18 protein-coding genes are annotated in these 21422 nt (G+C 54.0%); 7 read left to right on the top strand and 11 right to left on the bottom strand.

The genetic code is table 11. The features are described from left to right. The first annotated feature begins 3 nt into the window (after positions 1–3). The 5 genes from AC07P6_RS18185 (at position 4) to AC07P6_RS18165 (ending at position 9882) form a co-directional block, all read left to right on the top strand. Positions 4–1953 carry a DNA topoisomerase III gene (locus tag AC07P6_RS18185; RefSeq protein WP_478314054.1) on the top strand — a complete coding sequence of 650 codons (1950 nt, stop codon included), beginning with the start codon at positions 4–6 and terminating at the stop codon, positions 1951–1953. 299 nt (positions 1954–2252) lie between these two features. Then, on the top strand, positions 2253–3953 hold the full coding sequence (locus tag AC07P6_RS18180; protein ID WP_478314052.1) for an Hsp70 family protein: 1701 nt from the start codon (positions 2253–2255) through the stop codon (positions 3951–3953). Then, a complete protein-coding gene (locus AC07P6_RS18175; RefSeq protein WP_478314050.1) occupies positions 3950–5977 on the top strand; it encodes a J domain-containing protein in 2028 nt (675 codons plus the stop codon). Before AC07P6_RS18180 ends, AC07P6_RS18175 begins: the two co-directional genes overlap by 4 nt. A 27-nt stretch (positions 5978–6004) precedes the next feature. Continuing rightward, a complete protein-coding gene (locus AC07P6_RS18170; protein ID WP_478314049.1) occupies positions 6005–8149 on the top strand; it encodes a hypothetical protein in 2145 nt (714 codons plus the stop codon). Between the two features lie 53 nt (positions 8150–8202). Beyond that, complete coding sequence (locus AC07P6_RS18165) at positions 8203–9882, top strand: J domain-containing protein (protein WP_478314047.1); 1680 nt, start codon at positions 8203–8205, stop codon at positions 9880–9882. On the opposite strand, the gene AC07P6_RS18160 is transcribed toward AC07P6_RS18165, so the two are convergent. Next, a protein-coding gene (locus AC07P6_RS18160; RefSeq protein WP_087786203.1) for an IS1-like element IS1N family transposase occupies positions 9879–10573 on the bottom strand; the annotation gives its coding sequence in 2 pieces (ribosomal slippage) (positions 9879–10327 and positions 10327–10573; 696 coding nt in all). The genes AC07P6_RS18165 and AC07P6_RS18160 overlap by 4 nt on opposite strands. A 248-nt stretch (positions 10574–10821) precedes the next feature. Between AC07P6_RS18160 and AC07P6_RS18155 the strand changes: the two genes are divergently transcribed. Beyond that, positions 10822–11448 carry a tetratricopeptide repeat protein gene (locus tag AC07P6_RS18155; protein ID WP_478314046.1) on the top strand — a complete coding sequence of 209 codons (627 nt, stop codon included), beginning with the start codon at positions 10822–10824 and terminating at the stop codon, positions 11446–11448. A gap of 59 nt (positions 11449–11507) precedes the next feature. Here the strand turns inward: AC07P6_RS18155 and gdhA are convergent, their stop codons facing one another. Beyond that, positions 11508–12851, bottom strand: coding sequence for an NADP-specific glutamate dehydrogenase (gene gdhA, locus AC07P6_RS18150; protein WP_110273561.1), 1344 nt, complete (start codon positions 12849–12851; stop codon positions 11508–11510). Positions 12852–13033: 182 nt separating this feature from the next. Continuing rightward, on the bottom strand, positions 13034–13444 hold the full coding sequence (locus AC07P6_RS18145; protein ID WP_478314044.1) for a pyrimidine (deoxy)nucleoside triphosphate diphosphatase: 411 nt from the start codon (positions 13442–13444) through the stop codon (positions 13034–13036). 86 nt (positions 13445–13530) lie between these two features. Between AC07P6_RS18145 and AC07P6_RS18140 the strand changes: the two genes are divergently transcribed. Beyond that, positions 13531–14148: a CDP-alcohol phosphatidyltransferase family protein gene (locus tag AC07P6_RS18140; protein ID WP_478314042.1), complete on the top strand. Its 618-nt coding sequence runs from the start codon at positions 13531–13533 to the stop codon at positions 14146–14148. Between the two features lie 227 nt (positions 14149–14375). Here AC07P6_RS18140 and AC07P6_RS18135 read toward each other — a convergent pair whose 3' ends face one another. The 8 genes from AC07P6_RS18135 to AC07P6_RS18100 form a co-directional block, all read right to left on the bottom strand. Beyond that, positions 14376–14603 (bottom strand): hypothetical protein, encoded by a 228-nt coding sequence (locus AC07P6_RS18135; protein WP_434659148.1) that lies wholly within the window; start codon positions 14601–14603, stop codon positions 14376–14378. Positions 14604–14660: 57 nt separating this feature from the next. Continuing rightward, positions 14661–15959 carry a sulfurtransferase gene (locus AC07P6_RS18130; RefSeq protein WP_434659147.1) on the bottom strand — a complete coding sequence of 433 codons (1299 nt, stop codon included), beginning with the start codon at positions 15957–15959 and terminating at the stop codon, positions 14661–14663. Positions 15960–16037: 78 nt separating this feature from the next. Then, positions 16038–16670, bottom strand: a complete 633-nt coding sequence (locus AC07P6_RS18125; RefSeq protein ID WP_478314040.1) for an ATP-binding cassette domain-containing protein — start codon at positions 16668–16670, stop codon at positions 16038–16040. Then, complete coding sequence (locus tag AC07P6_RS18120) at positions 16670–18205, bottom strand: ABC transporter permease subunit (protein ID WP_434659145.1); 1536 nt, start codon at positions 18203–18205, stop codon at positions 16670–16672. The genes AC07P6_RS18125 and AC07P6_RS18120 overlap by 1 nt, the downstream gene beginning before the upstream one ends. After that, positions 18178–19338 (bottom strand): ABC transporter substrate-binding protein, encoded by a 1161-nt coding sequence (locus tag AC07P6_RS18115; RefSeq protein WP_478314039.1) that lies wholly within the window; start codon positions 19336–19338, stop codon positions 18178–18180. Before AC07P6_RS18115 ends, AC07P6_RS18120 begins: the two co-directional genes overlap by 28 nt. Before the next feature lie 9 nt (positions 19339–19347). Then, positions 19348–19899, bottom strand: coding sequence for a carboxymuconolactone decarboxylase family protein (locus AC07P6_RS18110; protein WP_478314037.1), 552 nt, complete (start codon positions 19897–19899; stop codon positions 19348–19350). After that, positions 19896–20594, bottom strand: coding sequence for a TVP38/TMEM64 family protein (locus tag AC07P6_RS18105; RefSeq protein ID WP_181482591.1), 699 nt, complete (start codon positions 20592–20594; stop codon positions 19896–19898). The genes AC07P6_RS18110 and AC07P6_RS18105 overlap by 4 nt, the downstream gene beginning before the upstream one ends. Continuing rightward, positions 20581–21231, bottom strand: a complete 651-nt coding sequence (locus AC07P6_RS18100) for a TVP38/TMEM64 family protein (RefSeq protein WP_434664128.1) — start codon at positions 21229–21231, stop codon at positions 20581–20583. Before AC07P6_RS18100 ends, AC07P6_RS18105 begins: the two co-directional genes overlap by 14 nt. Positions 21232–21422: the final 191 nt, after the last annotated feature.

Here is a 21422-nt window from a genome sequence, read left to right as displayed (position 1 = left end):
TTCATGCGGCTGTTTATTGCGGAAAAACCAAGTCTCGGTCGCGCCATCGCTGAGGTGCTGCCAAAACCACATCGTAAAGGCGACGGCTATATTGAGTGCGGTAACGGACAGGTGGTCACCTGGTGTATCGGCCACCTGCTGGAGCAGGCGCAGCCTGACGTCTATGACGGGCGCTATGCGCGCTGGAACCTGCTCGACCTGCCCATTGTGCCTGAGAAGTGGCAGCTTCAACCCAAACCATCTGTGACCAAACAGCTTAACGTGATTAAGCGCTTGCTCGGCGATGCCCAGGAAGTGATTCACGCGGGTGACCCGGACAGGGAAGGTCAACTGTTGGTAGATGAGGTACTGGATTATCTGCAACTGGCGCCGGAAAAGCGCCAGCAGGTACAGCGCTGCCTGATTAACGACCTTAACCCGCAGGCGGTGGAGCGGGCGATAAACCGCCTGCGTGCCAACAGTGAATTTATTCCGCTGTGCGTCTCGGCGCTGGCCCGCGCCCGCGCCGACTGGTTGTACGGGATCAACATGACTCGTGCCTATACTATTCTCGGGCGTAACGCGGGTTATCAGGGCGTGTTATCCGTCGGGCGCGTGCAGACCCCGGTGCTTGGCCTGGTGGTGCGCCGCGATGAAGAGATTGAAAACTTCGTCGCTAAAGATTTCTTCGACGTGAAGGCGCATATCGTCACGCCGAAGGATGAACGCTTTGTCGCTAACTGGGTGCCAAGCGAAGCCTGTGAGTCATATCAGGACGAAGAGGGGCGCTTGCTTCATCGTCCGCTTGCCGAACACGTTGTTAAGCGTATTGAAGGCCAACCGGCGACGGTTACCGCTTATAACGACAAGCGGGATTCCGAGCCTGCGCCGCTACCTTTCTCGCTTTCCGCGCTACAGATTGAAGCCGCGAAGCGCTTTGGTTTTAGCGCGCAGAACGTGCTGGATATCTGCCAGAAGCTGTATGAAACCCACAAACTCATTACCTATCCGCGTTCGGATAGCCGCTATCTGCCGGAGGAGCATTTTGCCGGTCGTCATGCGGTGCTTAACGCCATTAGCGTGCACGCGGCAGACCTGCTGCCGCAGCCGGTAGTGGACCCGGAGATCCGCAATCGCTGCTGGGATGATAAAAAGGTCGATGCGCACCATGCCATTATTCCCACCGCGCGCAGTTCGCAGGTTAAGCTCAGCGACAACGAGGAAAAGGTCTACGGCCTGGTTGCTCGTCAGTACCTGATGCAGTTTTGCCCGGATGCGGTGTTTCGCAAATGCCAGATCGATCTCGATATCGCCAACGGCAAATTTATCGCCAAAGCCCGTTTCCTGGCGGAAGCTGGTTGGCGAACGCTGCTGGGCAATAAAGAGCGCGATGAGGAAAACGACGGGACGCCGCTGCCGATAGTCGCGAAAAACGACGAGCTGCTGTGCGAAAAGGGCGAAGTCGTGGAGCGTCAGACCCAGCCGCCGCGTCATTTCACCGATGCGACGATTTTGTCGGCGATGACCGGGATTGCCCGCTTCGTGCAGGATAAGGATCTGAAGAAGATCCTGCGCGCGACTGACGGTCTGGGTACGGAAGCAACCCGCGCCGGGATTATCGAGCTGCTGTTTAAGCGCGGTTTCTTGACCAAGAAGGGGCGCTATATTCACTCAACCGATGCCGGGAAGGCGCTGTTCCATTCGCTGCCCGAAATGGCAACCCGTCCGGATATGACTGCCCACTGGGAGTCGATCCTGACGCAAATCAGCGAAAAGCAGTGCCGCTATCAGGACTTTATGCAACCGCTGGTAGGCACGCTGTTCCAGCTTATCGACCAGGCGCGTAGTACCCCGGTTCGCCGCTTCCGCGGCATTGTCGCGCCGGGCGACGGCAAGAAGAAGAGCGCTCCGCGTAAACGTACGGCGAAAAAATCACGGCCAGCAGATGAGGCGGGCGGAGAGGCAACTGCGTGAGTTTTCTGCCCCGGGAAGGTGTAAATCGCCGGGGCGGAAAACAGAGACCAAAATAGCATCCAATTTGTAAAATGCCCCATTTTTAAATATTCACTTCCCTCAACTTCAAATTACTATTCTTAATGATATATTCTTCTCGTTAATATATTAAATGGTCGGTTTTCTATTGCCTGGGTTCTTATGTGTAGAATTAAAGGTTAGTCATTGCCAAATGCTTTAGTTTATTCTCAAAAACTTTATGATGGATTAGTATTTAGCGCTGACAAACTTTTTCTGGTCTATATAAACAGGGATGATAAATGATTATTGGAATAGATTTAGGTACAACAAACAGTTTGGTTGCGGTCTGGCAGGAGGGAAAAGCGGTATTAATTCCCAATGCGTTGGGTAAATTGCTCACCCCCAGTGTGGTGAGCGTCGATGATGACGGCATGGTGCTGGTGGGCGAGGCGGCCCGCGACCTGCAACTGGTGCGCCCGACAAACTGCGCGGCGAACTTCAAGCGGATTATGGGCACCTCGCAGACCATTATGCTGGGGAAACAGGCGTTTCGCCCGGAGGAGCTTTCCTCACTGGTATTGCGTCAGCTAAAAGAAGATGCCGAGAATTTTTTGGGCGAACCGGTGACGGAGGCGGTGATTAGTGTTCCTGCCTACTTTAGTGACGTGCAGCGTAAAGCGACCAAAATCGCCGCCAGCATGGCCGGGTTGACCGTTGAGCGCTTAATTAACGAGCCGACTGCTGCCGCGCTGGCCTATGGCTTACACAATCAGGAAGATGAACATCAGTTTTTAGTCTTCGACCTGGGCGGCGGTACGTTCGACGTCTCTATTCTGGAATTATTCGACAATATTATGGAAGTGCGCGCCAGCGCCGGGGATAACTTCCTCGGCGGTGAGGATATCGTGGATATTCTGGTCGAGGCCTTTCGCCATCAGCAGGAATTCCCGGAAGAGATCGAATGGCGGGAGCCGACTCTACAACGGCAGCTACGAGTAGAAGCCGAACGGGTTAAGCGGGCACTGAGCCTGCGTGAAACGGCGGTTTTCAGCGTGGAAATCGAGAGTGAGCGTTATCAGTGGCAAATTACCGAGGCGGATTTTGAATTGCTGCTGGAATCTTTTTTCGCCCGCATTCGGGAACCTCTGGAAATGGCGATTCGTGATGCCCGGCTGGATATCTCGCAGCTGGACCAGATTGTTCTGGTAGGCGGAACGACGCGTATGCCGCTTATCCGCAAGCTGGTGGCGCAGCTCTTTGGCCGTCTGCCGGCAATGCATCTGAATCCGGATGAGGTGATAGCGCAGGGGGTGGCGATTCAGGCCGCGCTCAAGATGCGCAATAGTGAACTTGAGGATGTGGTGGTCACTGATGTTTGCCCTTACACCCTGGGCGTCGATACCTCAAGGTCGCTGGGTCACACGCGAGAGTCGGGCTACTTTGCGCCAATTATTGAGCGCAACCGTAGCATCCCCTGTAGTCGGGTGCGGAATTTTTATACCGTTAATGACGACCAGACTAATGTGGATTTTAAAATCTACCAGGGCGAGAGCCGGATGGTGGAGGACAATATCTTTCTGGCCGAAATGTCTATTGCCGTGCCGCCAAAACCGGCGGGGCAGGTGGAAATACAAGTTCGTTTTACCTACGATATTAACGGGCTGCTCGATGTTGATATTCATGTACCGTTAACCGGCAACCGCAGCAGTCTGCTTATTCAACAGCATCCGGGCACTTTGACGGAAGATCAGATCCAACAGTCGCAGGCCAAACTCAGCACGCTGAAAATTCACCCACGCGATGAACAGGCGAACCAGGCGCTGATGGCCCGTCTCGATCATCTCTATCAGTTGAGCCTTGGCGATGCACGTGAATGGGTCAGCGAGTGCTCGCGGAAGTTCAGCTATCTGTTGGAAAAGCAGGAAAACGATCAGATCATCGCCTTCCGCGAACAGGTTAATCAAATTCTCGACGGTATAGATACGGACCGCCTGCTATGAACTGCTGGCAAATATTAGGCCTGGAGCCGGGAACCGGGGCGCGCGAAATTAAGCGCCGCTTTGCGCAGTTGGTAAAGGTTAACCGCCCTGAGGACGATCCGGCTGTCTATCAGAGATTACGCGATGCCTACGAGCAGGCGCTGGCTTGTACGGATGATCACAGCTCGCAGCCACACGTTGAACCTTGCACTACCGCGGGCGTCAGACCGGTTGTTTTGCCGCGCGTCACGCCCGTTAGCCCACCACCTCCGGTTACCCGGGAGAATGGCTGGGCTGACGTGCTGGAGGCTCTGTTGGTGGAAAATAAACACCTCCCGGAAGCTGTCGACTTGCAGCTGGAGCGGGCGCTGGTGGATCTCGTCGCATTTGACCTGCAATCCCGGCTACAGTTTGAAACCACTCTGATGGCAAAGCTGGCGCGGGACCATCGTCCTTTGTTGATGCTGACGGCGGCGGAAAAGTTTAAATGGCATCTGGTGACGGATAAGGATGATACTGGTGCGCGAAACACCATTAATGACCATTGCCTGATCTATCGGCGCATTGAGCGGGATATTGCGCCGCTTTTCTTTAACGGCATGAGCTGCATTGAGGAAGTAGAGTGCGGCGAAAAGCTCTACGCTATTTTTGCCGCACTGGAGCACGATGCGCAAAGCCTGCAATGGTTTGATATCGCCGTACTGCTGAAAATAGCCGGGCTTGTGCTCTCTGCTGATTATCTGGGCATGATAAGTGAAAAAATCAGGTGGACGACGCAGACGGAGAAAATACAGAGAGCCCAAAGTTTAGATGAGGAAAAGTCGGTACTGGTCTGGAATCTGAATGAGCGATTCCGTGCTCTGGCATCTATTCACCAATCCGCGTATCAAAAAGTCGTGCGCGCGCTTCAGCTGGAATCGGATGGTTATCACGTCTCGAAAGTCTTGTCTGCGCGTCTTAAAGCTGCTGAGCAGGGCGATATCGAAGCCTGTTTTTCCATCGGAAAAATGTATTACGGTGGTTTTGGCGTTCCGCAAGATGAGTCGCAGGCTATGCACTGGTATCTACGCGCCGCAGAGCAGGGACTGGCGCCCGCTCAGTATCATCTTGCCCAGCTTTATGAACGAAAACGTAATAACAACGCAGCGTTTCAATGGTACAGCAAGGCAGCGGAGCAAGGCCATGCGAGCGCGCAGTATGCGCTGGGTCGTTTATACACAGGCGGTTTTGGGGTCACCCGAAATCGTCAGCAGGGAATTTTATGGTTTTCCCGAGCGGCGGAACAGAATGATGATTATGCGCAATATGCGCTAGGCGTTATCTGTCTTGTCGGCGACGGTATCGACACGGATTGCCTGCGGGCATTTGGACTTTTTCGTCAGGCTGCGCTACAGGGGAATACCGCGGCGCAGCTTGAGCTGGCGCATCTGTATTACAATGGGCAAGCGGTAGAACGCGATGTGCAGCAGGCGCTGGTCTGGTATACCAAAGCCGCAGAGCAGAATAACGGCGACGCGCAATATTGGTTAGGTAAAATCTATAATGAAGGGGAATTAGCGCCCCCCGATCGTCAAAAAGCATTGACCTGGTACAGCAAAGCGGCGGAGCATGGATCTGGCGAGGCGATGTTTGAGCTGGGGTGTCTTTATTACCGCGGTGAACATATTGCCGCTGATATTGAGCAGGCGGTTCACTGGTTTTCGGAATCGGGTCAGCGGGGCGTGGCGCAAGCGGCATTTATCCTCGCAGAGATTTATGCCGCCGGCAAAGATGGTGTAAAAAAAGACCAAAATAATGCCTTCTACTGGTATGAAAAAGCGGCCAGATTAGGTTCCGTCCAGGCTCAGGGAAAATTTGCAGCGATGTATGCCCTCGGGACGGGTAAAGAGCAGAGCTATCTTGAGGCCTGGGCGTGGATCATTATTGCCGGAGGCGATAATCCCTATATCGATAAAGAAACCGTGCGGCAAAAATTATCCGCTGAGGAGATGACGGAAGCGCAAGCGATGGCTGCAAGGTATCGGCGGATATTTCAGCTTAAATAAAGATGAAAGAAGAAAAGGAGTTCTGAGATGACGTGCTGGGAAATATTAGGCCTGGAGCCAGGAGCAGAGCCTCGTGAAATTAAGCGCCGCTTTGCGCAGTTAGTGAAGGTCAATCGTCCGGAGGACGATCCGGTTGTCTATCAGAGGTTACGCGATGCCTACGAGCAGGCGCTATCTAGTGAAGAGAATCCAATTAGAGATGGCGATGTGTGGGACGATGAAGAGCCGGTGTCGAAGCGCGCCACGCCCACGCGTATTAGATTTCCGACAGTAAATATATCAGCCCGCATCCATCATCAAAATCCCATCGTGGTAAGCGCGACGCTAAGCTGGCAAAGCGTGCTTGACGATCTATTCTTAGTCAACGAGAGCAAGCCTCAGCAGGCTGAAGCCCAGTTAACTGAGGCTGTCGCCAGGCTTTCTTCTTCCGACCTGAAAGCACGTTTACAGTTTGAGGAACATCTGGCTTTAAATTTGAGTCGGGTATTTCGTCCTTTGCTGACGCTGGCGGCGGCAGAAAAATTTAAATGGTATTTGACATCCGGGGGCAATCATCAGGCTGCCTGCTGCGCGATTAATGACAAGCGTACGCTTTGGTTACTGAATGAAGCGGAAATTGCACCGCTGTTTTTTGCTGATATGTCGGCTATTGATGAAATTGAAAGCGGCGATCGGCTTAAACGTATTTATCAGAACTATGCTGATGATGCGGAAAACAGACCGTGGTTTGATGCAGCGGTATTAATGCAAATCGTCAGATACGATCTCTCCAGTGCATTTCTGGGTTTTATAGTTGAGAAGCTTGAATGGTCAGTTAAGCCAGATAAAAGCATTCGTTGCTGGTCGCTTTCTGAACGTTTTCACGCGTTAGAGATAATCCACCCGCTGGGGTATGAAAAACTGTGCGCTGCTATCAGCGCAGCCGACGGCGTTTACCATACATCGAAAACATCAGTGAGTTATGCCAAAGCGGCGGAGCAAAAGCATGCGATATCACGCTATAACCTCGGACTGCTCTATGAGCAGGGAGAAGATGTCGAACAGGATGATAATCGCGCTTTCTTCTGGTTCTCCTGTGCAGCAAAGCAGGGGCATGCCGATGCACAGCATTCATTAGGCGTTTGCTACCGCGAAGGTAAGGGGACAAATCAGGATTTTCAACAGGTTATCTATTGGCTTATGAAGAGTGCAGTGCAAGAAAATGTCTATGCACAATACGATCTTGGTCGAATTTATATCTGCGAAACCTCGGATATGCAAGATTATGTAAAGGCATTTTATTGGTTCCAGAAAGCGGCACAGCAGGGATTTGCTCATGCCCAAAACCATCTGGGTTGGTTGTATTATAACGAAACAACAGGCAGCCGAAATTACCAGCAGGCGTTGAGATGGTTCACTTTGGCCGCTGAGCAACATTGTGATGTTGCCCAATATAATCTAGGTATATTGTATCGTGATGGCCTGTCTGGCCCGATTAACTATCAATTGGCCTATGATTATTTTCTTAAAGCCGCACGGCAAGGATATGCACCTGCACAGAATGAAGTCGCAATGATGTATTATCACGGACGTGGCATTGAGCAAAATTATCAGATGATTATTGAATGGTACTCCAAATCCGCAGAGCAAGGAGATGCTATTGCCCAATATAATCTTGGGCAGCTATACAGTGATGATGAAATAATGCAGCCAGATTATGCAAAGGCGCAATATTGGTTAATGCAATCGGCCGAGCAGGAATATGGCGATGCTCAGTTTAAATTAGGCTTTATGTATTTTGAAGGAACTGGAGTTCCCCGAGATATACAGAAATCCATATTCTGGTTTACGGCTGCCGGGCAGCAGGAGAACGTTGATGCGGCAGTCATGCTGGGGAAGATCTACATGCGCGGGGAGGGTATAATAGGAAAAGATTACAGCTCCAGCTTATTTTGGTATGAAAAAGCCGCTAAGCTCAATCACGCAGGAGCTCAGGAGGTGGTTGCATTTATGTATGCTAACGGTTTTGGAACCGATACTAACTATATTTTGGCTTGGGTCTGGATAATTATTTCGTCGACTCCACATCCTGAAATAGATAAAGGCAAGATTCGTCGTAAATTATCCGCCAGAGAATTAGCTGAAGCGGAAGATATTGCTCATCAATATATTAGAAGATATCAGTTAAGGTAAATACGGTAATATCGAGGTATAGGTACTGAGCCATGGAAGGGAGGTTTGCAGGTATGACGTGCTGGGAAATATTAGGCCTGGAGCCGGGAGTCGAGCTGCGTGAAATTAAGCGGCGCTTTGCGCAATTAGTGAAGGTCAATCGTCCGGAGGACGATCCGCAGGCGTATCAGCGGCTACGTAACGCCTATGAAGCGGCGCTGAGCTGGGAAGAGGTGGACGATGTCTTTCCAGATGAAGAAGAACACACCGAACGGGATAATATCAATATTCGTCAAGATATTGTTGATATGCCTCAGCCACGAATACGAATCCAGCGCCGATCTCCGGGCGCGGTGAGCGCGTCTTTGAACTGGCAAAATGTTCTGGAGCGCCTGTTTCTGGCGAATGAAAAGCTCCCGGAAAATGCGCAGAAGCAGCTAGAAAGCGCTTTGAATGAACTCGAACTTCTGGACCTCAAATCGCGCATACGTTTTGAGGAGGCGCTGCTGGTCAACCTGCACCAGATATCGCGCCCGTTACTGGTATTAGCCGCGGCAAAAACCTTTCGCTGGCATCTGGTTGCGGGGGGCGCTCAGGCCAGTATCCAGACGGCGATAAACGAAGGCTGTATTCTGTATCGTAATATTGAAAAAGAGATTGCGCCTTATTTCTTTGCCGAGATGTCGGCTATTGATGAAGTTGAATGCGGCGATAAAATTAAAGATAGCTATTATTCCTTACGGGATAACGAGAAAAGTAAGAAGTGGTTCGATTTTGCGCTGCTGATGCAGATTGATCAGCTTCCGCTGTCTGCACCGTTTTTATGTCAGCTCACAGAATTGGTTGAATGGTCATATAAACCGGACAAACAACTCCGCGCGTGGTCTTTGTCCGACCGTTTTCATGCACTGGCCGCTGTACATAAACAAAGTTATCGCAAGCTAATTAATGCGTTGAACGTACTGAATAATTGCTACGCATCATCAATGGTGGTTAGCAGCTATTTAAGCGCCGCAGAACAAGGCCATGTTTTTTCATATAACCAGCTCGCACAAAAATATTTTATTGGCGCGGATGTCGAAAAAGACGATACCCAGGCGGCGTACTGGTTTACCCGCGCGGCGGAGTCAGGGCATATTTCTGCCCAGCACAACCTTGGGACCCTGTATCGCGATGGCGTTGGCGTTGAGACAAATGCGCAAGAAGCATTTAAATGGTTTATGCAGGCCGCGCTGCAGGGCGATGATAAGTCGCAATATACTGTGGGGTTTATGTATAAGTCAGGTTCCGGTATCGAGCAGAATCAGACGTTGGCGTTTGAGTGGTATCTGAAAGCCGCCGAACAGGGACATAACTGGTCACAGCGTGAAGTGGCAAAGATGTTACGTAACGGAACGGGCGTTGAAGCGGATCTGGCTAAGGCTTTTGCCTGGTGCGTTAAAAGCGCAGAGAGTGGTTATGATTTCGCGCAAAGTGATCTGGGGGTCATGTACTTTCATGGCTGGGGTGTCGCGCAGGATTATCACCAGGCCAGGGTGTGGTATATCAAGGCCGCTGACCAGGGTGAAAGCGCTGCGCAACATAATCTCAGCATCTTATACCGGGATGGCTTGGGCGTAGCCGTTGATGATATTAAATCTTTTGCATGGTGTTTTAAATCAGCCCATGCAGGCTTCACTGACGCACAATATGAGCTTGGGCATAAATATTATTATGGCCAGGGGGTAGAACAGGATGGTGATGCTTCCAATTAGTAGAACATGTGTTTTTCAATAAACGTCCCGATGACTTTTTCGTGGATCTCTACTGAACGCGAGAAGCAGATTGTTTTACGAGCCAAGCGCTTAATGCGGGTGCGCAGCGTCAGGTTATTGCGCTCAATCCGTTGGGTGAATATTTTTCCGGTCAGATGCTTATCCTTCGGCACCTCCCGGCCATAGCTGCCCCAGTCGTCGCTGGTGATCATGCCGATGTTGAATGGCGTAAGCAGTGCCAGTAGTTCCCGGCAGGTTTCATCGGTACGGGGACCAAAAGTGTAGGCCAGTACACCCCCTGTTTTGGTGTTATACGCGTACCAGAGCCAGTGTTGCCGGGCTTTACTGCCAACGAAACTCCATTGCTCATCAAGTTCGCAGATAAGCGCCACATCAGCATGAGCAACGGGCGAAGACGTTATTCGCTTTGGCGTGAGTTTTTTAAAGTCCGGATGACGGTGTTAATGCCAATTTTCAGTGTTCTGGCGGTATCGCGAACCCCGGCGCCATTGAAGGCCATTTCAGTGATCAGCTCTTTAATGCCCGGCTTACGGGCCTCATAAGTGTAAGTGAGCTGAAAAACGCGGTGGCAGTCACGGCAGCGAAATCTGTCATGGCCTTTAGGGTTCTGACCATGGCGGTAGACCTGTGCAGACTGACAACGAGGACAATGAATGTTAACGCTGGCCATGAAAGAACCTCAAAAGCCCGCATTATACATCAGATTCAACTAATTAGAGGCATCACCAACAGGATTATGTCCAGGCCTATGAATGGTTTTACAAGGTCGCGGAGCAAAGCCACTGCTGCCGATCTCAATTCTATCTTGGTCAAATCCATCGTTTTGGCTATATTTCCGATAGCGATTATCATCAGGCTTTTTACTGGTTAAATCTGGCGGCAGAACAGAATTACAGCCATGCGCAATATAGTTTAGGGATGCTTTATCTGGAAGGTACTGGTGTAGGAAAAAACAGCCAGACGGCTTTTAATTATTTTCATGCCGCAGCATTACAGGGGATCGCAGCAGCACAAAATAGAGTGGCCATTATGTTTGAGGATGGAGATGGTGTGAATCAGGATTCCCATCAGGCATGCAAATGGTACACGCTCGCGGCAGAACAGGGCGATAAGGATAGCCAGTTTAACCTTGCGCAGTTGTATAAAAATCACCTTTCTGATTATCGCCAGGCTGTTTACTGGTTTACGCAGGCCTTTGAACAAGGCGAGGATACCGATGCGGCATTTATGCTGCATAAGATCTATCTGGAAGGCGGCGAGGGCGTGGAGAAGGATGAGAAACAAGGTTTTACCTGGTGCGCACGTGCAGCGCTCAGGGGGCACAAACAAGCTCAGGATGCGCTTTCTACGCTGTATCACCGTGGATGCGGGACCGAGAAAAGCAATGCCGATGCATGGGCATGGGCGCTTATTTATGGCCCGGCAGGGATGAAGTTGAGAATAAAGCGAGCGATGTCACCTGAGGAAATTGCAGAGGCGCAAGCGCGGGCAAAACAATTAATAATCCAGTGCGAGCTGGAAAGTAGCTATTATCCATTGCCATAAAGAAGTTAAGTAACAAAAAAGAAACGCCCCACCTGTTTCGGTGAGGCGTTATCGATGTCTTAAATCACACCCTGAGCCAGCATGGCGTCAGCGACCTTCACGAAACCGGCGATATTCGCGCCGCGAACGTAGTTGGTCTGCTTCGCCTCGCCGCCGTATTCCACACAGGCGTGGTGGATGTCCAGCATGATGTGATGCAGGCGAGCGTCAACTTTCTCCGCTTTCCAGCCCATGCGCGCGGCGTTCTGCGCCATTTCCAGGCCAGAGGTTGCCACGCCACCGGCGTTAGCCGCTTTACCCGGCGCGAACAGGACGCCCGCTTCGAGGAATAGGTCGGTTGCCGCGATAGTGGTTGGCATGTTGGCGCCTTCCGCGACGGCCTTCACGCCGTTAGCAATCAGCTGACGGGCAGCATCGACGTCCAGCTCGTTCTGCGTTGCGCACGGCAGCGCGATATCTGCCTGTACGCCCCACGGCTGCTTGCCTTCAAGATAGGTCAGGCCGAACTCGCGGGCGTAATCGGCTACGCGGCCATGGCTGCGTTCTTTAATATCGATCAGGCGGGCCAGTTTTTCTTTGGTGAAGCCAGCTTCGTCAACCACGGTGCCGTTAGAGTCGGAAGCCGTAATAACGCGCGCGCCAAGCTCCATCGCTTTCTCAATGGCATATTGCGCGACGTTGCCCGAGCCGGAAACTGCGACGCGAGCGCCTTCAAAGCCCAAACCGTGGCGTTTCAGCATTGCTTCGGTAAAGTAGATCAGGCCGTAACCGGTTGCTTCCGGACGAATCAGGCTGCCGCCGAAGGAGAGGCCTTTACCAGTGAACACACAGGCGCTGTTGTTGGAGAGCTTGCGCATCATCCCGGCCATAAAGCCCACTTCACGACCGCCTACGCCGATATCACCTGCCGGAACGTCGGTATCCGGGCCAAGATGACGATACAGTTCGGTCATCAGCGCCTGGCAGAAACGCATCACTTCGCCATCGCTCTTGCCTTTAGGATCGAAGTCGCTACCGCCTTTACCGCCGCCCATAGGCAGGGTGGTCAGGGCGTTTTTGAAGGTTTGTTCAAAACCGAGGAATTTCAGAATCGACAGGTTTACCGATGGGTGGAAACGCATACCGCCCTTGTACGGGCCGATAGCGGAGTTGAACTGCACGCGCCATGCGCGGTTAACCTGAACCTGATTACGGTCATCAACCCAAACAACGCGGAACTGGATAGCACGCTCTGGTTCAACCAGACGTTCAAGCAAATTCAGCTGACGATAGCGCGGATTTTCCTCAAGGAAAGGCCACAGGGTGGTCATCACCTCGCGGACTGCCTGAGCAAATTCAGTTTGATTTGGATCGCGCTGTTGAACGCGGGCGAGAAAACCTTCCAGAGTGCACGTCTGATCCATTGATATAAGTTCCCCTTATGATTGTGATTGCATTTATTTATTATGATTCGGCTCTTGAAAAGGCCGATTTTCCGACTATACCACCGGGAATCGTTAGTTAAGCAAGGAAAAATTGTCCAGAAAGCAAAATTTATAATTAGGCTTTGGTCATAATCAAAAACGATGACAATAGCCTGACAAAATTAGCGGGAAAGGAGAGATGCACGTTGGGCGATAAAGGCTTCCAGCAGGGGGATGTCGGCTGGCGCAAGATTGAAGGTTAAGGCTTCCTGCGGCGAGCACCAGCGTAGCTGGCTGTGGTAGTGGGCTGTTGGCTCGCCGCTAAATTGCGGGACCCACCAGGCGTGAAGGTGAATCAGGCGGGCGGAGACTTCGCGCTGATGGCTGGCGATATAGCATTGCGGTTGGGCGACAATCCTGAGTTCTTCCTGAAGCTCACGGGTCAGCGCCTGAGCTTGTGTTTCGCCTGACTCGACTTTACCACCGGCAAATTCCCACATCCCCGGCTGGTCGGCGTGCGCAGGCCGCTGTGCCAGCAAAATTTGCCCGTTGCGTTCGATAATGGCGGCAACAACATCAATGGTTTTTAGCATGTGAATCATCGCTCTGTGCGGGATAATGGCCTATTATCACCGCCTTCCTGCCGTTCAAACAACCCTAAACCCGCTGGAGAGACTCCGTGCTTGACCGCCATTTACATCCTCGACTTAAACCTGTGCTCAACGCCATCGCCGCGCTGCTGGATCGCCCTGCAATTTCTCCCGATGGCTTGACGTTGTTTGGTTTTGCGATTGGCGTGCTGGCGCTGCCGTTCCTGGCGCTGGGCTGGTATCAGGCGGCGCTGGCGGCGATAGTATTCAACCGCCTGCTGGACGGTTTAGACGGCGCGCTGGCCCGCAGGCGCGGGCTGACCGACGCGGGCGGCTTTCTGGATATTTCGCTCGATTTCCTGTTTTACGCGCTGGTGCCGTTTGGCTTTATCCTCGCCGATCCGACGCACAATGCGTTGGCGGGCGGCTGGCTGCTGTTTGCTTTTATCGGTACCGGCAGCAGCTTTCTGGCCTTTGCCGCGCTGGCGGCGAAGCATCAGATAGATAATCCTGGCTATGCCCATAAATCGTTTTATTACATTGGCGGTTTGACCGAGGGGACGGAGACCATTGCGCTGTTTGTGCTGGGCTGCCTGTTCCCTGAATGGTTTGCCTGGTTGGCGTGGATTTTTGGCGCGCTGTGCTGGCTGACGACCTTTACGCGGGTGTGGAGTGGTTATGTAACACTTAAACAGGTGAGAGTTTAGTGAGCATGTTTGATGCCGGGCGGCGGGTTCACCGTCGTCTGCGGTCCGGTAGCCCGGACAGATGCGTAGCATCGCCTCCGGGAAATGTGTTGAGTCTGATTCGCTGGCGCTGTTTCCACCCGGCTCGCGCTGCGCTTAGCCGGGCTATGGGTTCTGACGACCTTTACGCGGGTGTCTGACTCTAAAAGAAAATGAGAGCGCTGGTGGTACGGCGAATCAGGAGTGAATTAGTTTGTAAGACTGGCCAGCACCAGGCCAAAACCTACTACAGCGCTAATAACTATCGTCAGGATTGCATTGCGCCATACGCGCCAGTGTTTGCCGAAAGTGTCGGGATCGGACTTATGTTTATACCAGGTTTGCCATGCAACAGCTACGGTGGCCACAATGGGTAAAACCACCATGAATGTCAGAATAAGATTCTCGATATAATCGGTATTAATGGTCAATTTCATCGTCCTTTATCATTAGCGTGCCGGGCAAATCCCTCGCCCGGCATCAAAACCACGATATCACTCCGGTTTGCGATCGCCAGTTTCAACCGGGTTTTTCGGATTACTGCTCCACTCGTACCAGCCGCCGTCGTACACCGAGACGTTTTGCCAGCCCATTGCCCGGGCGTACATAAACGTTTCTGAGGCGCGCCAGCCGGTGCCGCAGTAGAAAGAGACCTGCTGGCTTGGCAGAATATTCCATGATTTCCACATGGCGGCGATATCATCGGCGCTGCGCATGGTACCGTCAGGGTTATGGAAATCCTCCATATGGGTAGAGTCGCTTCCGGCGTGGCCCCAGCGGGCGCCGGCAATCTCACCCATCGGCTTGATGTAGCTGTAGCCGCTGGTGGTGCCAATAAACTCCGGCCAGGAACGAATGCTTACCAGCGAAGCGTCCTGACGATGCAGAAGGGCGCGAGCCTGTTCGGTATTGAGCATCAGCTGTGGCTGACCCGGAATCGTCGTGCCGAAATCCGGCTCGGATTTCTGTTTCGGCGGCGTTCCGCGCTCGACCGGCAGCCCGGCATCGGACCAGGTTTTCCAGCCGCCATCGAGCAGGCGCACATCTTTTACCCCAGCATACAGCATGATCTGCGCCACGCGGGCTGCGGCATACACGTCTCGACCGTACAGAATCACCGTGGTGTCATGGCGAATACCGTGTTTTGCCAGCATCGCTTTAAGCTGCTCGTCGGAGACTTTATTCCACAGCGGCTCGCTTTCAACCTCGTTGGTGTCGATATAACCGGCACCCGGAATATGGTTGAGCAAATAAAACTTCGGCGCGCCCCAGGCGGCTTCAAACACCTTCCATTGTCCGGCAGGGGCGGCGGTCACCTTTTTACCCTGCTGAAGGTCGTGCAGCCACTGCGGATAAATCAGTTGCTCAAAATGCGGCAGCTTTTGCAGACGATCTGCCTGGCTCAGGGCATCGCCGAGCGTGCTGAGATGGGTAAATCCGGCGGACTGAAGCCGTGCTGCGACTTTGGCGTTGTCGTCCGCATTGCCGTACAGCGCAATCGGCGTTGCCGCCTGTAAATTATGTTGCTTAGCCCAGTCGCTGATTTGCTCGTCGCTCATGGCGCTAAGCCAGTTGGCGGAAAGATTCAGCGCCTGCGGCTCATGGCCTTGCGTGCCGTTGGCGTTTTGCGGCCAACCGTTATAGAAAGCGCTGAGACGGGTATCAATGGTGACGCCATTCTGCTGTTGCAGGGTGGAAAGCGCGAGCGTTGGCATGGTTTCAGCGGCGAGGGTGGAAGTAGCAGCAAGCCCCATCAGTAGGGCGAGTGCGGTCAATTGAGAAACACGTTTCATCGAAATGCCCGACAGTAGAAAATTGAGCGGCAATTCTCCGCGTTATCAGTGAATAATTCTTTGCGATAGCGCAGGCTTTCAATGCCAGAGGCTCATATGCAAACAGCGCCCCCCAATGGGAGTATCCTGGCTGTCATGGGTGACCAGTACCGCAGGGATCGCCAGACGTGTCAGTTCGTCGAATACCCACTGGCGAAAGTCGGCGCGTAGGTCAACGTCGAGGCGATTAAACGGTTCATCCAGCAGCAGCGCTCGCGGTCGGGCCAGCAGGGACCGCAGCAGGCTGACCCGCGCGCGCTGGCCGCCGGAAAGTGTCGCCGGATCGCGGGAATAGAAACCCGCCAGCCCGGCGCGCTCCAGCGCCTGTTCCACCTGCGTTTTTCGCTGCATCCCTTTAATGTCTGCAGGAAGCGCTAGCAGCAGATTTTGCCCCACACTGAAGTGGTCGAACAGCAGCGCGTCCTGAAACAAAATACCGATGCATCGCCGCTCGATTGGCAAATTATCGCAGCGCTGGTTATCCAGCCACAGTTCGCCGCAGGCGCGGAAATTCTCTTCCAGCACACCCACCATCCAGGCAAACAGGGTCGACTTTCCGCTACCGGATGGCCCCATCAGCGTCAGGACTTCACCGGGAACCACTGAAAAATCCACATTGCGCAGCAGCGACTGTTTATCGAGCTCCAGGGTTAAGTTTTTGACGGTCAACATTAGCGTAATCCTTGTCGATAGCGGCCCGTCAGCCAGGCCAGCAGGGCGGTGAGGGCAAAGAAAATCGCCGGTAAAAGAAGCTGCCATAACGCCTGGGCGGCGAGGGTTGCCGTATCGCCGCCGCTGCTCAGGGCCACGGCTTCGCTGGTGAGCGTTGGAATACGTCCGGCCCCCAGCCACAGAGTTGGCAGATATTGCGCGATGCTCACTGAAAAGCCAACCGCCAGCGCGGTCAACAAAGGGCGCGTTAGCGAGGGCAGAGTGACCAGCCAGAAAATGCGCCCCCGTTGCCAGCCGAGGGTTCGCGCAACCAGCACCGTGCGCGGGTCGAGACTACGCCACGCCGGGCGCAGGATAAACAGCATCCACGGCACCACCCACAGCAGATGTCCCCACAAAACGGTGAGCCACTCGCCGTCCAGCCATGCATACAGCGCCAGCTGATATTGCCCGTCCGCCAGCGGTAACGCGGGCAAAACCAGCGGTAGCCAAATCCATCCACTGACGCGGGAGGGGCCAAGCTCCAGCCATAGCAGGCAAATCACCGCTCCGATAAGCGCTGAGCATAGCCCCAACCATAAACTATTGCTGATGCTCTCGCTGACCGGCTGAGTATTTTGCGCGACGGCCGCGAGAAACAGGGCGCAGACCACGCCGCACAGTGGCAGGAAAATGGCGAACGTTTTCCCCGCCAGCGCTCGTGGCTGGGGTTGACGCATTCCCTCAACGCGCGGTATTCGCCGACGCCAGAGACGCCACGCGCCATATGCCCCGGTCGCCATAACGGCGAGGATCAACAGCAAGACCAGGCTGGTGATAGCGCCTTTGGCCTGCTGCGCATCATCGCCCTGGTTTAGCCATTGCCATGCCAGCACCGCCAGCGTCGGCGGGTTGCCGGGGCCGATCACCAGCGCGACGTCCACCACCGAAAGGCTCCAGGCGGTGGTCGCCAGCAGCACTATCGACAGCGACGGAAGCAGCATCGGTAAAACCAGCCATTTCAGACACTGCCAGCGACCATAACCGAGGCTTTTTAATACCGTGGCCTGCCCGGCCAGACGCTTCTCACCCAACAGGCCATAAACCACCCACAACAGAAAACCGCTCTCTTTAACCGCCATCGTCAGGCCCAGACCGATGCCGTAGCGGTCGACCGTGGGGGATAAAAAGGGGCAGAGGCGATAGAGCCAGCCGCCCTCGGCAAACAGCAGCAGGGCAGCGGTGGCGAAAGCGATGTGGGGTACCGCCAGCAGCAGCGGAAGCCTTCTCACCAGCCGTTGCCAGCCAGTCGATGGCCAGAGTGCGGCAACAACAGTGGCGGTGATAAGCAGCGCGCCGCCAACCGACAGCAGCGTCGAAACCAGAGTCGCCGTTAACGCCTGAGTGAACTGTGGATCGGCAAACAGCGCCTGCCAGCAGGAGAGGCGCAGTGCTGGCAGCGCCATCAGTGAAGCCGCCGGGAGCAGTGGTAAATAGATCAGCGCCACCGCTCCCCAGGTTAGCAGCGTTAGTGCGTACCGTAGCGGCGCAGCCATTCCTGCTCCAGCGCATCAACCCAGGCAGCGTGCGGTTCGCCCAGCATCGGCGGCATATTCTGCGGCACAACGGCGTTAAAGGCCTGGCGCTGAGTATCCGTTAAACTCGCCGGATCCAGCACGCTGGGGTCGCCCCATATTGCCGGGTCAGCTTTGCGCAGTTGCGCTTCGGGCGAGAGCAGGAAATTGGCGACCACTTTTGCGCCCGCCGTGGCGCGTGCGTTGGCTGGGATCGCCACAAAGTGGACGTTACCGAGCATGCCCTTCGTGAAGCCAAAACCGTAGCTGTCCTCTGGTAGTTCGCCGCTGGTTGCTTTTTGCTGCGCGTGAAGCGGGTTGAAGGTCAATGAAAGCTTAAGCGTACCGCTCGTCAGCATCGTATCCATACGGGCGGGCGAAGCCGGGAAGTCGCGGCCCTGACGCCACAGCAGAGGGTGAAGATGGTCGAGATACTGCCACAGCGGCGCGGTCACGGCGGCGAAGGTGGCCTCCTGCGGCGGCTGGCTCAGGGCATTAGGTTGTTGGGTCAGCGTCAGCAGCAGTTGTTCGAGAAAAGCGGTGCCGGTGAAATCTGGCGGGCGCGGATAGGTGACGCTACCGGGATGCGCGGCGGCGAACGTCAGCAGTTCTTGCGCATTCTTGGGGGCATCAGGCGTTTGTAAGCGGCGGGCGATAAAGGTGAGCTGCGCGCCGCCCCACGGTGATTCCGCGCCGTCGGTGGGAATGGAGAAATCTTCACGTACCGGTTTTTGCGTATCGACAAAGCGCCAGTTGGGCAGCGTTTCCGCCCATTGAGTTTGCAGTAGATTTGCGCTTTTCAGAGTGCGGAAGTTTTCGCCGTTGACCCACAGCAGATCGATGGAACCACCTTGACTGCGCCCGGCCCGGGCTTCGGTCTGGATGCGTTTAACCGCGTCTGCGGCGTCGGCGATATGCACGATGCGCAGGTCGATGGCGTAATCACGCTTTACTTCGCCGCTGACCCAATCGAGATAGCGGTTGACCGCCGGATCTCCACCCCAGGCGTTAAACCATACCGTCTGACCGCGGGCTTCTTGTTGTGTGGATTGCCAGTTGGCGCTGGCAGTCAATGGAGAGAGCAATAGTAAAGCCAGGATCAACAAACTGCGCATAACCACTCCTTATGGTTTTGAATCGGTTGGGATCTGGCATAGCCCCTGTGCGGGGATCGCCATCGCCGAATTAAAGCGCGCCGACAGGTTCTGTAAACCGATAAGCGCCGTGAGTTCGGTTAGCGCCTGGGCATCAAATTGCGCGGCCATTTTACTGCGCAGCGTATCGTTGACGACCGGAGGCGTCATGCTGGCGGCTTCGGCATACTCCAGTGCCAGCCGCTCACGCTCGCTGAACAATGCGCTGTTTCGCCAGTCGGCGACTGCCAGTAGCTTGTCACTGCTACCGGTACGTTCCGCCAGCTTCATATTGGTAATATCAATACAAAACTCGCACAAGCAGAGTTGCGCAATGCGGGCGCTGACCAGCGATCGCAGTACCGGGTCGAGGGGCGAGCGTTTGCGCTCCAGATAGCCGACGAACATCGACACCAGGTAAAACACCAGCGGAATGCGCCCCCACCAGCGGATAGGGCTGAGTACTTCGCCGTAGTGGCGGCGGTGCAGCCAGGCCTGCGGGCGTAAGATCAGGGGAATTGACTTCAGGGGCGGTAAGCTCATCGTGAACTCCTCTTTTGCTGTTCAAGATAGAGGGCTTTTGCGACGACCACCACAATTGCCAGCGCAAATAGAATCGATAAACCGGTCACCAGCCAGAAGGTGCCGCCGGTGAGCAGGCTACCGGCCCAGGAGTAGACAATTGTCGCGGGTAGCTGGCCGACACCGGTGGCCAGCATAAAGTGGCGAAAGCGTATCGATGTGAGTCCGGCGGCGTAGCTCACCGGGTCGAAAGGGACGAACGGCAGCAGGCGGCAAATTAAGATGGTGTGTTTGCCGTAGCGGGTAAAAAAGCCATCCATACTCTGCAACACGCTTTTACCGGTGAGTTTCTCCACCACCTCGCGACCCAATACCCGGGCGATAAAAAAGCATAGCGCCGCGCCGGTCATGGAGCTCACCCACGAGAGCACGCCGCCCCAAAAGGCGCCGAACAGCGACGCGTTGGCGAAGGTGATCAGGAACGCGGGAAGCGGGGCGATGATAGCTTGCAGAACCATCAGTGCGAAGGAAACGAGCGCCGCCTGTGGACCCCAGGAGTCGATAAAGCGCTCAATCGCCTGCTGATCGAGTGTGGCAAAAGCCGCGAGGCTGTGCTGCATAAACGTATTTACGCCAGGTACCAGCCACCAGGCCAGCAGGGCGACGATCAGCACGATGCCGATCGCCGCCCGATAGTACGCGTTATAATTTTTCATCGTCAGCCTGTCGTTGTTCGGTATCGATTCGCCGGTAGCGGGCGTATCTTTTCGCCGCCTGTATCAGGGCAAATAAGGCCAGACCTGCGAGAGTCAGTTTAAGCACAAAGAGGAGCGTAATACCGTCGCGGAGAAGCTCGCTGGCCATCAGCGTATATATAAATATGCCGGGTAAGGTAGTGATGGCGGAAATAAAGGTAAATGACCAGAACGGAATAGCCGTCAGGCCATAGGCGTAATTTTGAATATTATAAGGGAATAACGGGATCAGCCGCGTCAGAATTAAAAAATCGGTTCCACTACGAGCGATACCTTTTTCGATTGCCTGAAATATCGCCGTCCGTCCGACATATTTTAACAGTAGATCGCGGCCCAGCCAGCGGGCAAACAGAAACGAAAGCGAAGAGGCGACGGTCGCGGCAAGCAGCGATAGTACGGTGCCCAGCAGCGGGCCAAAAATAATCCCTCCGGCAATAACCAAAATACTTCCTGGCATCAAACACAAGGTTGCGATAATAAACAGCAGAATATAGAGCGTATAGCCGAAGGTTCCGCTCTGAAGGATAACCTCGCGCAGATGATGAAAATGAGTCACCAGCTCGGTGAAACCCGACTGCTGAATAATACAGGCGACAATGCTCAATACGACCACAACAAAAAGCAGCTTATATTCTGCTTTATGACGGCTTCTTTTGCATTGGGTTCTCCTGTCTTGCGCGGGCAGTAAAAGTGCGCGCGACAGTATAATAGTTTGCCGCCGTTCACAATCTATTACCGCGGCTTTTTTGATATGGCTCAGGCTCTCCGGGGCAGAGAGCCTGATGCAGG

The sequence above is a fragment of the Klebsiella sp. GFKo11 genome, from assembly GCF_056490265.1.
This window is presented reverse-complemented; position numbering and strand designations above follow the sequence as displayed.

Coding starts and splice junctions, on each gene's coding strand:
- AC07P6_RS18185 (WP_478314054.1), top strand. CDS start 4: ATGCGGCTGTTTATTGCGGAAAAACCAAGTCTCGGTCGCGCCATCGCT.
- AC07P6_RS18180 (WP_478314052.1), top strand. CDS start 2,253: ATGATTATTGGAATAGATTTAGGTACAACAAACAGTTTGGTTGCGGTC.
- AC07P6_RS18175 (WP_478314050.1), top strand. CDS start 3,950: ATGAACTGCTGGCAAATATTAGGCCTGGAGCCGGGAACCGGGGCGCGC.
- AC07P6_RS18170 (WP_478314049.1), top strand. CDS start 6,005: ATGACGTGCTGGGAAATATTAGGCCTGGAGCCAGGAGCAGAGCCTCGT.
- AC07P6_RS18165 (WP_478314047.1), top strand. CDS start 8,203: ATGACGTGCTGGGAAATATTAGGCCTGGAGCCGGGAGTCGAGCTGCGT.
- AC07P6_RS18155 (WP_478314046.1), top strand. CDS start 10,822: ATGCTTTATCTGGAAGGTACTGGTGTAGGAAAAAACAGCCAGACGGCT.
- gdhA (WP_110273561.1), bottom strand. CDS start 12,851: ATGGATCAGACGTGCACTCTGGAAGGTTTTCTCGCCCGCGTTCAACAG.
- AC07P6_RS18145 (WP_478314044.1), bottom strand. CDS start 13,444: ATGCTAAAAACCATTGATGTTGTTGCCGCCATTATCGAACGCAACGGG.
- AC07P6_RS18135 (WP_434659148.1), bottom strand. CDS start 14,603: ATGAAATTGACCATTAATACCGATTATATCGAGAATCTTATTCTGACA.
- AC07P6_RS18130 (WP_434659147.1), bottom strand. CDS start 15,959: ATGAAACGTGTTTCTCAATTGACCGCACTCGCCCTACTGATGGGGCTT.
- AC07P6_RS18125 (WP_478314040.1), bottom strand. CDS start 16,670: ATGTTGACCGTCAAAAACTTAACCCTGGAGCTCGATAAACAGTCGCTG.
- AC07P6_RS18120 (WP_434659145.1), bottom strand. CDS start 18,205: ATGGCTGCGCCGCTACGGTACGCACTAACGCTGCTAACCTGGGGAGCG.
- AC07P6_RS18115 (WP_478314039.1), bottom strand. CDS start 19,338: ATGCGCAGTTTGTTGATCCTGGCTTTACTATTGCTCTCTCCATTGACT.
- AC07P6_RS18110 (WP_478314037.1), bottom strand. CDS start 19,899: ATGAGCTTACCGCCCCTGAAGTCAATTCCCCTGATCTTACGCCCGCAG.
- AC07P6_RS18105 (WP_181482591.1), bottom strand. CDS start 20,594: ATGAAAAATTATAACGCGTACTATCGGGCGGCGATCGGCATCGTGCTG.